Annotated in this window: 11 protein-coding genes; 3 read left to right on the top strand and 8 right to left on the bottom strand. The window is 65.2% G+C overall.

Translation table 11 applies throughout. The features are described 5' to 3' along the window. Positions 1 to 34 precede the first annotated feature (34 nt). Positions 35 to 244 carry a hypothetical protein gene (locus DB30_RS24350; RefSeq protein ID WP_052553088.1) on the bottom strand — a complete coding sequence of 70 codons (210 nt, stop codon included), beginning with the start codon at positions 242 to 244 and terminating at the stop codon, positions 35 to 37. 395 nt (positions 245 to 639) lie between these two features. On the opposite strand from DB30_RS24350, the gene DB30_RS24345 reads away from it, so the two are divergent. Next, positions 640 to 1,992, top strand: coding sequence for a serpin family protein (locus DB30_RS24345; protein WP_052553086.1), 1,353 nt, complete (start codon positions 640 to 642; stop codon positions 1,990 to 1,992). 754 nt (positions 1,993 to 2,746) lie between these two features. On the opposite strand, the gene DB30_RS24340 is transcribed toward DB30_RS24345, so the two are convergent. The 5 genes from DB30_RS24340 to DB30_RS24320 form a co-directional block, all read right to left on the bottom strand. Continuing rightward, the gene (locus DB30_RS24340) at positions 2,747 to 4,522 is read right to left on the bottom strand and encodes a TIR domain-containing protein (RefSeq protein ID WP_052553084.1); all 1,776 of its coding nucleotides are present in this window, start codon (positions 4,520 to 4,522) and stop codon (positions 2,747 to 2,749) included. 18 nt (positions 4,523 to 4,540) lie between these two features. After that, the gene (locus DB30_RS24335) at positions 4,541 to 5,350 is read right to left on the bottom strand and encodes a TIR domain-containing protein (protein WP_052553082.1); all 810 of its coding nucleotides are present in this window, start codon (positions 5,348 to 5,350) and stop codon (positions 4,541 to 4,543) included. Between the two features lie 51 nt (positions 5,351 to 5,401). Then, the gene (locus DB30_RS24330; RefSeq protein WP_165703927.1) at positions 5,402 to 5,782 is read right to left on the bottom strand and encodes a TIR domain-containing protein; all 381 of its coding nucleotides are present in this window, start codon (positions 5,780 to 5,782) and stop codon (positions 5,402 to 5,404) included. 163 nt (positions 5,783 to 5,945) lie between these two features. Beyond that, the gene (locus tag DB30_RS24325) at positions 5,946 to 6,539 is read right to left on the bottom strand and encodes an RNA polymerase sigma factor (RefSeq protein WP_146660420.1); all 594 of its coding nucleotides are present in this window, start codon (positions 6,537 to 6,539) and stop codon (positions 5,946 to 5,948) included. A 28-nt stretch (positions 6,540 to 6,567) separates the two neighbouring features. After that, positions 6,568 to 8,562 carry a serine/threonine-protein kinase gene (locus DB30_RS24320; protein ID WP_165703926.1) on the bottom strand — a complete coding sequence of 665 codons (1,995 nt, stop codon included), beginning with the start codon at positions 8,560 to 8,562 and terminating at the stop codon, positions 6,568 to 6,570. A gap of 730 nt (positions 8,563 to 9,292) precedes the next feature. Between DB30_RS24320 and DB30_RS24315 the strand changes: the two genes are divergently transcribed. After that, on the top strand, positions 9,293 to 11,116 hold the full coding sequence (locus DB30_RS24315) for a hypothetical protein (RefSeq protein WP_052553076.1): 1,824 nt from the start codon (positions 9,293 to 9,295) through the stop codon (positions 11,114 to 11,116). A 244-nt stretch (positions 11,117 to 11,360) separates the two neighbouring features. On the opposite strand, the gene DB30_RS24310 is transcribed toward DB30_RS24315, so the two are convergent. Further along, positions 11,361 to 11,942, bottom strand: coding sequence for a barstar family protein (locus DB30_RS24310; RefSeq protein ID WP_146660416.1), 582 nt, complete (start codon positions 11,940 to 11,942; stop codon positions 11,361 to 11,363). Positions 11,943 to 12,122: 180 nt separating this feature from the next. Then, the gene (locus DB30_RS24305) at positions 12,123 to 12,290 is read right to left on the bottom strand and encodes a hypothetical protein (RefSeq protein WP_205633052.1); all 168 of its coding nucleotides are present in this window, start codon (positions 12,288 to 12,290) and stop codon (positions 12,123 to 12,125) included. Positions 12,291 to 12,853: 563 nt separating this feature from the next. Between DB30_RS24305 and DB30_RS24300 the strand changes: the two genes are divergently transcribed. Then, the gene (locus tag DB30_RS24300; protein WP_146660410.1) at positions 12,854 to 13,504 is read left to right on the top strand and encodes an MYXO-CTERM sorting domain-containing protein; all 651 of its coding nucleotides are present in this window, start codon (positions 12,854 to 12,856) and stop codon (positions 13,502 to 13,504) included. Positions 13,505 to 13,652 lie beyond the last annotated feature (148 nt).

Below are 13,652 nucleotides of genomic sequence, written 5' to 3'. Positions count from 1 at the left end.
AGCGAAGTCTGATCCGCCAGCGCGCCTCGAGCCCTCAGCCGCCGCCGGCTATGGAGTAGCGGTTGCCCCCGTCGAACACCGCGCCCGGATCCCCGATCGGATCCCCTATGACCCGATGGAAGAAGACCCGCCGCTGCCCGGGTGAGGTCCACCACACATAGCTGCGATAGGTCTCGGCCGAGTATCGGTCGCCGTACAAGTAGCTGTTGCCGCCCCACGCGTACACGTTGGTGCGGTAATACATGCATTCCCCCTCGTAGCTACCCGCGCCATTCCAATAGGCGAGCCACGATCGCGCCTGACCTGCCTGTAGACAAAACCCGGCTTTGTAGCGAGGGGGAGCTCATCGATCGGCGCCGCCGTCGTGGCGGCCAACTCGTCGAGCGGGGCTGGTTGTTCACCATCGCAGCCGGTCGCCGCGAGCGCGGCTAGGGCGAGGCAAGAAACGAGAGGGGGCTGGCTTGGCCGCGCGAGCGGCCGCGGGCCTGGCCAGCTACGATTTTTCCGCTGGGCGTTGATCGAACCACGACGTCGAGGCACACCCGCTTAGCCGGGGCTCATCCACGGGCCCGGAACTCATCGACGAGACGAACAAACATGCCTACCCTCTACCGCTTTGCTCCCATTGTCCTGCCAGCCATGCTGGTGGCCTTTGCTTGTACCAGCGAACGACCCGCCGATAGCAAAGACGACACGTCCAGCGAGGTCGGCGACGGAGACGGCGATCCCGGCGATGGGGACGGCGATCCCGGCGACGGGGACGGCGATCCCGGCGACGAGATCCCGGAGCTGTGGTCCAACCAACCCCACGACGGCGATCCACAGCTCTTGCCCGGCGAGCTCGAGGCCCTCGAAGCTGCCAACCACGCCCTGACCCTCGACCTCTACCACGCGCTGCGCAACGGTCAGGCCGCGGGCGAGGGGTTCTCGATCTCGACCTACAGCATTCATAGCGCCTTCGGCATGCTCTACGGGGGCACGACCGATCCGGCGCGAACGGAGATCGCCCAGACTCTGCACTTCGATCTCGCGGACGATCGTCAGCACGTCGCCCTGAACTGGCTCGACGCCCAGTTCCAGAGTCGCAACATCCCGGCCGTGGACGACGAGATCGACGCCGTCGAGTTTGCCACCGCCAACGCCGTGTGGGCGCTCGACGACCTCGCCAGCGGGGTGTCAGACGCCTACCTGGATCTGCTGGCGCTCCACTACGACGTTGGCGTCAAGCTTGGAGACTTCGACGCCCAGCCAGAGGCCGAGCGCGAGGTCATCAATGATTGGGTATCCACGCAAACCCGGGATCTGATCCCCGAGCTGTTCCCCGAGGGCAGCATCGACACGTTCACGACGTTGGTCCTCGTCAACGCGCTGTACCTCAAGGGGCCCTGGTACGAGCCCTTTTCGTACACGGAGGCGTGGGACTTCACCGGCCTCGACAACCAGGTGATCCCGATCGAGATGATGCGCAACCCCGGCATGTCGAGCGCGGGCTTTCACGTCGATCCCGACTACACGATCGTGGATCTGCCGCTGCGTGGCAACGAGCTCGAGCTCATCGTCATCATGCCCGAGGACTTCACCGCGTTCGAGGACAGCCTCGACGGGGCCAAGCTCGCAGCGGTCCTGAACTCGCTCGACGGCGGTCTGCTCGACCTTCGCATGCCCATGTTCAACCTGGAGGCCTCGTTTGGCCTGTTGGAAGAGCTCGAGGCGCTTGGCATGGTCGCGCCGTTTAGCGACGTGACCAGCTTTGATTCCATCCACGAGGAGCTGAATGTGATCCAGACGGTGGTCCACAAGACCGTGATCAGGGTCGACGAGGATGGGCTCGAGGCGGCGGCGGCCACTGGGGTCGGCGGTGATGGAGATGGCGATGGCGATCCTCCGCAGCCAACGGTCGTCGTTGTTGATAAGCCGTTCTTGGTTGCGATCCGCGACCGGCCGACTGGGACGTTGCTGTTCTTTGGCCGCGTGCTCGACCCGAGCCTGTGACGGGGGTGCTCGTCGACGGCATTGACAGTGCCGTCGACGAGCGCGCCAGTGCGCGAGGTGCTGAAGTCACGGCGCTGATCAAAGAGCGCGCGGAAACACTTCGACCTTGGTCCGGCTGAACACCCTTCGGCTCGGGTTCGCGCCGGACCTGCGTTTAGCCGTGAGCCCGTGACGGGGGCTGCTCGTCTTCACGTCCTTCGCGGTGCGCCCGTACTCGGAGCTTCGCTCCTCCGTGCGGGCCGGAGGACCCCCGCTTCGCTCGGGCCCTCCGCCGCGAAGGGCTGCTGGCCCTTGCTACCACCAACTGCAACACCGCGACATGCTGTGGATCTTCGTTAGGCACGCGAAAACTGCGGTTCTGAGGCGAGGGCGGAGTCATCGTGGGTCCGGCTGGGTCCGGGGGGTCCGCCCTGTTCTTGGAGATATCCTGGAGACGATGAGTGGGTGTCGACACGAGTACGCCACGGCCAACGACTCGCGACACTGACACACTGGCTCAATATATAGGATGCAGGCGCACGCGATGTCGGAGATGGAGCGATCGCGCCGCTTCGGGATGGGGTCGAACTCGGGGAAGTACGTTGGGAGTCGGTGATCGCCGACGTGCTGTCCATGGCCAACCGGATCGTCGAGTTGCTGGGCAACCGACGGATCACACGTGTTCCCCGTGTTCAAGTGCACCGTCAGACCACGGCCGACCTCGTCGGCTCGCTGACGACCCATCAGTTGCTGCTGTCCGGTAAGCACCGAAAAGTCACCGGCCGCGTTCATCTGGGTGCTCGGCCAGGGCGTTCAGCAACTCGGCGACAATCAGGGCCGTCGCCAAGTCGGGGTCCCTGGTCTCTCCTAGTTCCTTGGCGATGCGTGGATCGACCCGCCCGGCGGACTGACTGAATGTCTTTGAGAGTGACGCCGCAGCTCCTTCCCCGAGCCCAAGGACGAACGCGGGGCGCAGGGGATGCGCGGAACGGAAGCGCTCGTGTTCGTCGATGATACCAGGGCGAGCGCCGATCGAGTTGTGGATCACGCCACCAACAAACACTCCCCCATCCAGATCACCGGCGATCATGGCGTCGCGCAGGGCGTTCAAGTCATCAACCGGATCTTCACCGACTCCATGCCACCGCACGTCGTCGAACACTCGGTGGTCGAGGGCCTCTCGCGGAAGCTCGCCACGATTCAACCAGTACCTTCCTTGATGAAGCTCGATGCGTCCAGTGTGTCCTGCCGCGAGGTCGATGACGGACTTGTGGATGAGAGACGTGACCGAGGGGTGGCCGCCATAGACAACCGTCACGCCGAGTTCGAACATGGTCTGAACGAAGGTGACCACGAACGCCGGCAGCACCGCGGCAGCGAGTTCGGCTTGGTATCGGTCATCGGTCATCGCGGCGGACAAAAGCACCCGCTTTCCGGTCAGCGCGTCGAGGGCGACACCGTCGCTCACGCGGGTTGCGACGCGGGAAAGCGGGGCGACTCGAATCGTCGGCGCGCCAGCTCGGGCGAGGCCCGTTGCGAGAAGCCGTGGGTAGGGCCGTGTCCCGCCGACGAACAGACCGTGTCCGCTGGTCCCGACGACCTCTCGCAAGGCTTCGACTTCGAGCACGTCGGGATGCTTCTCGGAGCATGCGATGCGAAGATCGTGCTCGCTGGGATGCACGAGCATGTGTGGGCGAGCATCCTCGAGGCTCCATCCGCGGAGTCGACACAATTGCTCGAGCACTCGCCAGACACGCTCGCGAAAGGACGCTTTGCTCGCCAGAAGGCGCCGGCCAGCGTTCGCGGCTCGCTCGGCGACCCCAGATAAATCGTCACCTGGCTCCCATGGCACATGGGGCACGTGCAGGGAGTGGACAAAGGCTGTTGCTGAGGGACTGATGGCGAGGACCGGCACATGGGCAGCCAGCGCCATGTCCATCTCGTCAGCAACCCACGGTGAGCGCGCTGCGCCCCGAGAGTCCACGAGCAGCACCAGGTCGGAGCGCTCGACCTCAGCTTTGATCGCGGGCTGCACAGAGACACCTCCGGCGATCTCGTGGAGGTCCACGAAACAGCGAAAACCTGCCCGTTCGAGTTGCTGCCGCAGCGCGTCACACAGGGCGGTCCCATCACTGCGTGCGTAGCTGATCATGACCTGGCCACCGCTGCCGTGGCGCCGAAGGCCGCCATGGTGGAGCATGGCGTCAATGATCGACTGCGGGTCATCGAGGCCGCGAGCGTTGCGTTCGCAGATCACTGGCAGCGGCGCGGCCTTGAAATCGTAGCGTTCGAGGCTCTCGACGATCGGAATCAGCGGGAGCCCGCGCCCGGCGAGTTGGGCGATTCGAACTCGCAACTGTTCATCGGCGGCAAGATCGTCGCTGACGATGAGGAGTGCCGCGTAGAGTTCGGCGTTCGTCGGCGTGGTGGTGCGCGTCATCTCCATGCTCGCCTCACAGAGTAGACAATCGGCGGAGACCAGCTGCCTGAGCGAGTCGGCGAGCGAGCGTGTTTTGGGGGTGTGAATGATCTCGTAGTGAAAGAGTTCCATGACGTCCTCGCAGTGTGATCAACCGGGACCGAGCGCCTTGGGCTGGTTGGCCTGCTCGAATTCCATGATTGTGAGAGTCTCAAGCTGCCGCACCCGTACCTTCAGGTGGTGGTGGGCGACGAAACCCGCGCCGGCCACTGCTCCGAGTCCAGCCAACCTCGCTACCTGGCCGCGCGTCCGACCAAACAGAAGGCCAACGACGGCCATCAAGAACGCACCGACGCCTGCACCCATCACTGTGTTTTGAGCCATCGACCGCGGGTCACCGACCAAGTTGACCTCGAGTCGCCGCGAGCGAAGAGCCCGCTGGAGCTTGTGCGCCTGCCCCAATTCGTATCCAATCAACAACAGGCTGACAGCACCGACTGCCCCCACCACACGACAAACGGCTCGATCGAAGTCGGCGTCTTCGGCGAGATCGAGGGCACGGTAGTCACCGACATCCTCAAGCATCACAGCCTTTTCCAGCGACGTCGCCCGCCAGCCGATGAGGTGCGCGTTGGCTTCGAGCACTTCCCTGGGAATCGGGGAGCCGGCCTCGCCGTGCGGCCAGATGCCGATCACGGGCTTACCATACTGTCGAGCCCATGCAACCTCCTGGTTGATCCAGTCGCTCTTGTGGCTCCGCTTGGTGAGGATCACGAGCACGCGGTCGCATTCGCTGATGCGCCGTTCGATCTCGGACTGTGGATTGTCAACGTTGAGTTGGTCCCACACCGGGACGCTGGAGTCGACGTGCTGCACGTTTCGCATGTGCATGAATTCCTGAATGCGAAGGAGCTTGTCAGGGTGATCGAAGGAGTGAGAGACGAAAATGCGGAGTTTCATGGGTCGAGGGGGGCCGGCTCGCCACGATGGCGGGCCGGCGGAGGTAGAGAGTTAGCGAAACAGCTTGCGCAGCGTGGATGGGTCGAGGACGTGGATATTTAGGCTTCGGTGTCGGGTAGGCGCGGCCCCTCGTGTATTCGGGACGCGCGCGAGCACGATTTGCTTGTTGAGGCTGGTGGCCACGTCGAGCTCGTACTGAACCCAGTGGCTGTTGTGGGTGTCGTCGCCGACGAGGCACAGGACCGCCGCGCAGCCGCGAAGCTTGGGCTTCAGGTAGTTCTTGATGGCGGACTCGCCGAGCTGTCGGTAGTCCTCGGACTCGGCGATGGAGACCCGGTCGTCGCCGGCCAGGTTCTCGTCGAACCAGCGCTCGACGGATTTACGATGCGCCTTGTCTTCGTACACGTAGCTGATGAAAATTGACTTTGGCATGTTGTTGTTCTCTCGTTGATAGAGGCTGACGGCCTCACCAGACAGTCCGAAAAGCAGGGGGAAGTGGCTCATGCCCTTCGAATTTTTTAAATCTCCAACGGCAGATGTCCCGCACAATGTGAGAGGCTCCCATGCGCATGGGAGCCGCTATTTTGGGCCCCGATCAACTCGACCGATAGGCCTCGACCAACTGCCGGGTCTCGACGTCGGAAAGCCGCTCCGAGGGCACACCGAGCTTCTCGGCGAGCGCTTGCTTGGCGCTGGCCATGTAGCGCTTGACCGTCGCGGGCGACTTGCCCATCGTCTTGGCGACCTCGTCGATCGTCAGGCCTTCGGCATAGTGCAGCTCGAACGCGTCCTCGTGATTGACGGGCAGGCTGGCGAGCGCGCTGACTAGGCGATTGCGACGCACGGCCTGGACGCTAATGCTGGTGCGAAACTCGGCGATCGAGTGTAACTCACTGTCGAAGCCGACCGATGGGCGGCGACGGTCGATGTACTTGAGCAGGAGCTTGTGTGCGATGCCCATCAGGTACGCCTTCGGATTCTCGATCTTGGTCGGGTCGGCGGCCAGAAACACACGGATGGCTTCGTTGGCCTGGTCGTAGCAGTCGGGCTCGGGCACGCGGCTACGGAAGTAGCGCTTGACCCGGGGGTAGTGCTCGTTGACGGTGGAGGTGAGGGCGGCGCGGTCGGTGGTCGACATGGATTTCTCGCTCTGATCGGACAGTTCCAAACGCGGGCTCGATTGGCTCACGGCTGGTGAAGAGTTTGAAGAACGATGTTCATGGTGTGTTTTGCCGGCGATGTGCAACCAGCGGGATCCCCGTGGCCCCGACGCCGAATGCCGGGTCCCAGCCGACCAGCGCCCAGCGAACCCAATCGCTGTTGGGCTCGGCGACCACCCACGCGCCGACGGACGTGGTTTGGCCGTGCATGCGCTCGCCGGTGCGCCGGTCTACGAGCTCGAGCTCGCAATCCGAGACGCGCACGTCGAGTTCGGTCACCGTCGCGCCGGTCCACAGCATCCAGTGGCCAGGCAGGGTCTCGGCCGCTTTGGTGCACCACCTGCGGCCCTTGTCGTCCTCGTCGACGGCCGTGCGCAGTGAGTCGAGCGAGGCCCGCACGAGCTCGCGCGCGAGCGGAGGTACGGTCTGGTCAGCGGGCGGCGGCCCACAGTCGGGCACGTCGACGCGCTCGGATGTGCAGCGACGCTCGATGCAATCGTCGCTACTGTTCGGGCTGGGGCAGCGAACACGACACTGGCTCGTGCACGAGGCCTGGCGCAGATCCGGCGACAGCTCGGTCGTGGGCGGCGTTCGACCGCCGCGCAGGATGCCGGTCCACACCACGTTGTCCGCACCCAAATATTGGTAGTCGCCGCTGACCTGATCGTCGGCGAACACGTAGTTGAACGCGTAGGTGATCTTGCCATGCTTCTCGGATGCGATCACGAATTCTGAGGAAAACTCGTGGCCATTCGAGGTTCTTACCACCCGTACCCCGCGAGCGCCTTCACGGACCAAGTTCTTGGCGTAGTGCCGTGGACCGTCGCCGGTCTTCCGCAGCGAGGCATTCATCGCGCAACCATCGAGCTGCTCGATCTCGAGCTCGTAGTGGCCCGTCGCGCCATGCCAACGCACGCTGTCGCTGGCCCAGATCACGACAGTGTCGTAGTGCCAGGTACCCACGAGATTTGCACATTTGTCGACCGCCGGTGGACTGGCCACGCTGGCGGTCTCGACGGGGGTGGCTGCCGGCTCCGGTACGCGGGCGCCCAACGCCCAACCGGCGCCGACGAGGATCGCAACGAAGGACACGAGTGCGGCCCCGACCAGATACGTGCGCTTTTGTCGTTCGACCCCACGCAGCTCGTCGAGTAGTTCGCCGAGCTCGGCGTAGCGACCTTCGGGGGTCAGGGCCAGGCCACGCTGCAACGCGGACCTGAGCCGCGTCGGTAGCTGACTGGCCGGATCGCCCCGACCGAGCGACTCGCTGGCCGCGTCATTCTCGCTCGGCAGGTGTCCGGTCAGCGACTCCCAGGCAGCCGTGGCGAACGAGAATTGGTCCGAACTCGCGCTCGCATGACCGTCGAGCGCCTCGGGGGCCATGTACTCGGGTGTACCGGGTGCGAGTCCGGGACGTGTGAATCGAGCCGAGACCATGACCTGGTGGGCACGCCCGACCCTGCGCCCGTCTTCGCTGTTCTCAACGGACAGCCCGCGCGCGAGGCCAAAGTCGACGACTCTGACACGGTCGCTGTTGTCGATCATCACGTTCTCCGGCTTGAAATCGCGGTGGATTAGCCCGGCTTCGTGCGCCGCCGCCAGACCGTCACCGGCGGCGACCAGCGCACGCAGCACGTCCGCGCGGGAGCGCTCGGACTCCGCCAGCCAGGCCTTGAGGTGACGGCCATCGATGAACTCCATGCTCACGAACAGACAGGCCAAGCGGGCCTCGCCGGCCTCGACCGTGCCGCGATCGTGATCGTAGATGCGCACGACGTTGGGGTGCTCAAGCTGCGCGAGCGCCTGGGCCTCGCGCAGGGTCTCGAGCTCGATGCTCTCGTCGTCGAAGCGCGGGTACAGTTTCAGGGCGACGATGCGGTTGAGCTTGGTGTCGCGGGCGCGGCAGACCACGCCGTTGGCTCCGCGGCCGCGCAGGTCGAGGATCTGGTAGCGATGGGTGACGACCGGAGCCGGGCCCGCGCCGAATTGCGCCACCAACAGCTGAGCACCGATTGCATCCTCGAGGGCGACGACAGGGTTTCTGGTGCTCACGCGGCCGATGATCACCTGGGCTGGGCCCGCAGACAACTCAATCCGGGCTCAAACTCGGGCCGGCGGCGGAGGTGAGCTCTCGCGGCTGCTTGTCCTTGACTGTGACATGCCTCCGTACGCTCGAGAATGCAGGGTCGAGCGCCGTACGGGCCTCAGTCACCTCCGGGGCTTCGGACATTGACTCGTCCGCGTCTCGGAATTGTGCTCTGCTCTGTGGGTGTTCCACTGATTTCATCGAAAAATCGTAGTGCGACCGACCATCGGCGGTTGTGTGCCCCCGCCACTCGAGTTCCGCGACAAAGTGTGGTTCCCGGGGACCCTCACCCCACGCGGGGGGGCGTTGATGCGAGTAGGGGATCTGGAGTCGTCGTTCGTGAGTGAAGGCGTAGCTCCATGAGTGACGCGGGGCCTGCTCTGGGTGTTCGACGACGAGTTGGCGGGTACGCAGGTCGAGCACCCGTTGCGCACCCTGAACTGCTTGCTCCGCGGGCTTGGGGGTCGAGCTGCCACACATCGCCCTCCAAGACACGATCGTCACCACCGTCGAATTCGATGAGCAAGGCGTCATCGCGGACGTCCGGGCCTCGTGAGTATCCCCGCTGCTGCGACTGCCAGCGCAAGTGCCCGGCTACGACGCGCGACGGTGGACCTGGCGGCATCTCGACCTCGAGCCGCCGCTATGAGCCCCGATTGTGTAAACGAACGGGCTCGCAATGTGGTAGCCGGTCGCATGACCGTCGACGACATCTTGAGGGCCTACGAGCGCGAAGAGCTCGATTTCGAGGACGCCCGCGACCAGATTCACAGCCTGGATCCGGCCGTGATGGCCGAGGTGCTCGACGTACTGCGGGACCCGGCGCGCGAGCAAGCCCATCCCGTCGCGGTCATGGCCCTGGCCGATGTCAACTACCCACCGGCCTTCGAGCACCTGCGGACGCTGCTCGACCCCGAGGAAGACCCGGAGCAACTTGGCATCCCGGCCGCCATCGCCCTCGACTCTCTGGCCGGCGGCCGCTTCGACGCCGAGCGCTTGTACAGTGATTGGGAGGGCATGGCCGAGATCTTCGCCGCGATCGCGGCCTGGTGGGACAGCGGCGCGGCCGAGGTGCCCACGGTCGACGCTTGGCTGGCTGAGAAGCGCGCGAAGGCGGCCAGCCTTCGTGATCAACGCCCTCCGCCCCAACCCGGGGCCGGGGCGGCCGAGCACGCCGCCCTCCGCCCGGCCCTCGTGGCCATGGTCGCGGACTTCGGCGCGCTGCCAAGCGCGCGGAAGCATCGGCTGGACCATGACGCGCTGCGTCGAGTCCTGCATATCTACACCGCTTGGGCCCCCGACGACGACGGCCTCCCGCGCGCGCTCGAGTGCGTCCGTCGCTACCTCGACGGGGAGGCCTCGGTCGAGGAGCTCGAGCAGGCGGCCGAGCTCGCCAAGGCGGCGACGTCCTCCGCGAATACGGCCGCGGGCTGGAATTCTCACCATAACGCCTACATGGACCCCTCGGCGAAGGCGGCTGCTTGTGTCGCCCAGGGTGTCGTCTATGCCGCCAGCTCCGAGGACCGCAACCGGCAACAAGGGCTCAACTATGCCCGCGACGCCGTCGAGTGGTCCGGCGGTGATATCCGGGCCGAGCTCACCTGGCAGTACCTGCAGTTCCGCGACGACCCTCCGATCCCCGCCGGCCCCGGGAGCTCCCCGCCGGGTGACGCTCACCAGCAAGCTAGCACCGCAGGCACGAAGGACGCAGCCGACGAGCACAGCCGCGGGCTGATCGCCTCCATGGGGATCCTCGTGGGCGTGGGCTGCTTGCTCGTCGCCGCGCTCAGTGTGGTCAACACCGCCTTCGACCTGAACTTGTCGCTCGGAGTCAGGGGCGCGACCCCCACGCCGCTGCCCAGCGAGTACTGGACCTGCGCAGCCATCGGCGTCATGGGGCTGGTGTTCATCGGCCTGTCCTTGTTCGGCTCGTTGGTCGCGTCCAAGGTCCGAGAGGCCAAGGGCAAGCCTTTGGTGCGCGCGGGCATCGTCGTGGGCGCGCTCGCCCTGCTCGCCATCGTTGGCCGCGGGGTCCAGGTCGCGGTCTTGATGAACACCTACGGCAGCATGCTGGCCTATTACTGCACCGACGGCGACCTCGATGACGTGCGCGCCGAGCTCGAGAAAGGGCCCTCGGATGAGGACCTCGAGCGGGCGCTGTCGAGGACATCCCAGTACGACAACCATGAGGCCCTCGCGTTGGTGCTGGAGGCGGGCGCGGACATGCGCAGCGAGTGCGAGCTGCTCGGGGTCAGCCCGCGCTACATCCAGGTCGCCCTCGACCACGGCGTTGGCCCCGAGTCTTGCGGCGACAGCGAGGCGTTGATCTGGGAGGTGATTCAACAAGGGGGACGAGACGACGCGCTCACGGCCGAGACCGTCACCCTGCTCATGGCCGCCGGCTGGTCGACGACCGCGCGGCGCGAGGGTGACTCGAGGTCACCCGTCGAGCTCGCGTCCGAGCAGGGGCTGACGGCGACCCAGTCGGTCCTCGAAGGTCAGAGTGAAGGCCCTCGTTGAAGCTCGGGCGCGTGAGCCAATCGGCTGCTCGATCAAAATTTCCGGGGCCCGGCGGCAAGCTGTGGGCGCACTCACCAAAAGACCCCTTGCACGAGCGGGTGGTGTTTAGTGGAGGTGGACGCGCGCGCCGGTCTCTCCGATGGGCAGCGTCAAGTTCCACACGGGGGTGAGGGGGAGCGTCGAGCAGCCATGTTTACATCGAGACCACGATCTTGCCGTAAAACTGTCCCGAGCCGAAGTGGCCTCACGCACCCGTAACGCGCACCCAAGCCGTGGCTTCTTCCAGTGAGACCGGGATGTCTAACGTCCTAAATTCGTCCGCCCAGTCGCTGGACAATCGACTCAGAATGTCCACGAGGCGTGTCGCGCTTGCCTTGTCCTGCATGACGAAGACCAGTTCCAGTCGAGTCGAAATCCAGTCCTCCCTATCGTCGGGGTTGAAGGTGGGATCTAGTTCCTCCCCGACTAGCAACTCTTTTGACACGCCGACGATGACATCGAGCACCTTGCGAAATGCGTCCGGCGCCTGAATGAGCATGGTTTCCGGGCGATACCACACAAGAACGTGCTGCTTCCCGGCATGGTCCGCCCACCCAAAGGTCCGGATCAGATCGACAAGAGCGTCTAGGTTCCCTCCGAATCCACGGATGAGCGGAACCGAGGTCTCGATTCGAGAATAGAAGTCGGAGATCGAAGAGATAGCCCGACCGTCGAGAAGCGCCACGAGCCCATTGGGCGCGATCCGATGCTGCACCGTCCCGGCGAGGTGTTCCCACGAAACGTCTCCGACGATGACGTGCACCCAGGCTTCGGTTGGTTCGATCATTTTCGTCCGGTCCGCATCGGGATGAAGGTCTGGTAGTGATCGGGCGTATACCAGAGGTTCCCCGCGTCATACAGTGCTCGCTCGGCTCCTCGCGTTCCACCCTCGCCGACGCGAATGTCGCCCACGTCGGCGCATAGGACATCCGATGCGGGGTCGGGGGTGGCATGAACGTCGCGTCGCTCATTTCAGCGTGTTGGATCGGCAGGCGAAGTGGGCATCACCCAACAGCTGCCGGTCGGCGACCGAGGCCCCGTAACATGCGGCCAGGGCCGGCTGATCTTGCGCGAGCAGATCGGGCGCGTCATCGCCAGCGAGCTCGTCGAGTGAGCGGCCGTGACGTTCGAACACACGACCGAGTCGCTCGTGGGTCCACTTCGCAACGTCGGGCAGAATCCTCGCTTCTTGCACGAATACGCGACGGCCAGCGACTCGCCACATTGCCGGCAAGCAAAGTGAGCGAGGCCGTGCTCGAGCATGCGAGCAGCGCGGGTGCGACCCGAACTCCTCGACGACCAAGTCGGGCAACCCGCCAGACTGCTCTGCTCGCTCGAGGAAGGTCGGCCAGTGCTGCTCAATGAGCTGGTACAGCAGCGTCTCGTAGGGCCGGCCTCGCGGGCGCGCCCTGCCAGGCAGCCGCTTCATCCGGCTGTGCCCCGCGTGGTGGGAGATCCCATCGGTAGACAAGCGAGCGGCGGTGATGGTTCATGAGTGGGGCCATCATGCGGGCGGTAAGGCAGGCTTGATGCGGCGTGTGTTCGAGAGCTACTGCGGCCGCGAGCGCTTCACCGCTCTCTCGTCCACGAAGCTGGTGCAGATGCCGGACGCCTATATGGGCTTCATCTATGAATTCGGCACGGGGGGGCCATTGAGCGCCGACCTCCTTTGTGCGATCAAGACGGGTGTACACCCCGGTGCAACGCCGACCACACGCAGCCCTGAGCGCGTCCACCGTTCTGCTCATCGGTGCGCTGCTGTGCTGGTTGCCGGCGCGGGCCGATGCCTGCAAGCCGCCGCAGTTCGTCGCCGAGCGCCTCGAGTTCGAGCTCGTCGGCGCGCGCTGGAACGGACAACCGACGTCAACCGACGGCGTGCCCGCGAGCGTCAACGTGAGCAGCACGCCGCACGAAATGATGCTGATTCCAGATCTTGGCTACCTGCGGCTGCAAACCGCGACGAAGCAGCTGCCCGCGTCGACGCGGCGCTACATTCGTCGTAAACGCCGCTCCGCCAAGCTCATCTGCGCCGTGCTCGTCCACCGCGAGCCCGCGATCCCGGGCCGCTTCGTGCCCTCGACCGTCACCGTGGACTCGAGCCCGCGCCGGTCGGCGTGGGCATCACTGTGGCCGGACGACACCCCCGGCGTGGTCGAGCTGGGCCCCACGCGCGAGCAGCTGTCACTTCGAATCGAGCGATCGGATGGTGTGCTCGAGCTCGAGTATCAACTCACACACGCGAGCTTCTCCAGCTGCAGCGTGACCGGGGGCGAACACCCAACCGGAGCGCTCGGTTTGCTGATCGGCGGGTTCGCGTTGGGCCTGACGCGCCGGCGAAAAAGGGCCTGACCATCGCCCTCGACTCGGGCCGTCTTGCGTGCGGGCCGGAGGACCCCAGCTTCGCTCAGGTCCTCCGCCGCGAAGGGCTGCTAGCTCTTGCGACCACATCGCGCAGGCGCTTGGGCAGCGGGCCTGCCTTCGTGGCTATGGCGTGCTG

The organism is Enhygromyxa salina (genome assembly GCF_000737335.2).
Classification (GTDB): Bacteria; Myxococcota_A; Polyangia; order Nannocystales; family Nannocystaceae; genus Plesiocystis; species Plesiocystis salina_C.
Note: the sequence above shows the minus strand (reverse complement) of the source record. Positions and strands in the feature narration are given on the sequence as shown.

Coding starts and splice junctions, on each gene's coding strand:
- DB30_RS24340 (WP_052553084.1), bottom strand. CDS start 4,522: ATGGAACTCTTTCACTACGAGATCATTCACACCCCCAAAACACGCTCG.
- DB30_RS24335 (WP_052553082.1), bottom strand. CDS start 5,350: ATGAAACTCCGCATTTTCGTCTCTCACTCCTTCGATCACCCTGACAAG.
- DB30_RS24330 (WP_165703927.1), bottom strand. CDS start 5,782: ATGCCAAAGTCAATTTTCATCAGCTACGTGTACGAAGACAAGGCGCAT.
- DB30_RS24345 (WP_052553086.1), top strand. CDS start 640: ATGCTGGTGGCCTTTGCTTGTACCAGCGAACGACCCGCCGATAGCAAA.
- DB30_RS24310 (WP_146660416.1), bottom strand. CDS start 11,942: ATGATCGAACCAACCGAAGCCTGGGTGCACGTCATCGTCGGAGACGTT.
- DB30_RS24350 (WP_052553088.1), bottom strand. CDS start 244: ATGTATTACCGCACCAACGTGTACGCGTGGGGCGGCAACAGCTACTTG.
- DB30_RS24315 (WP_052553076.1), top strand. CDS start 9,293: ATGACCGTCGACGACATCTTGAGGGCCTACGAGCGCGAAGAGCTCGAT.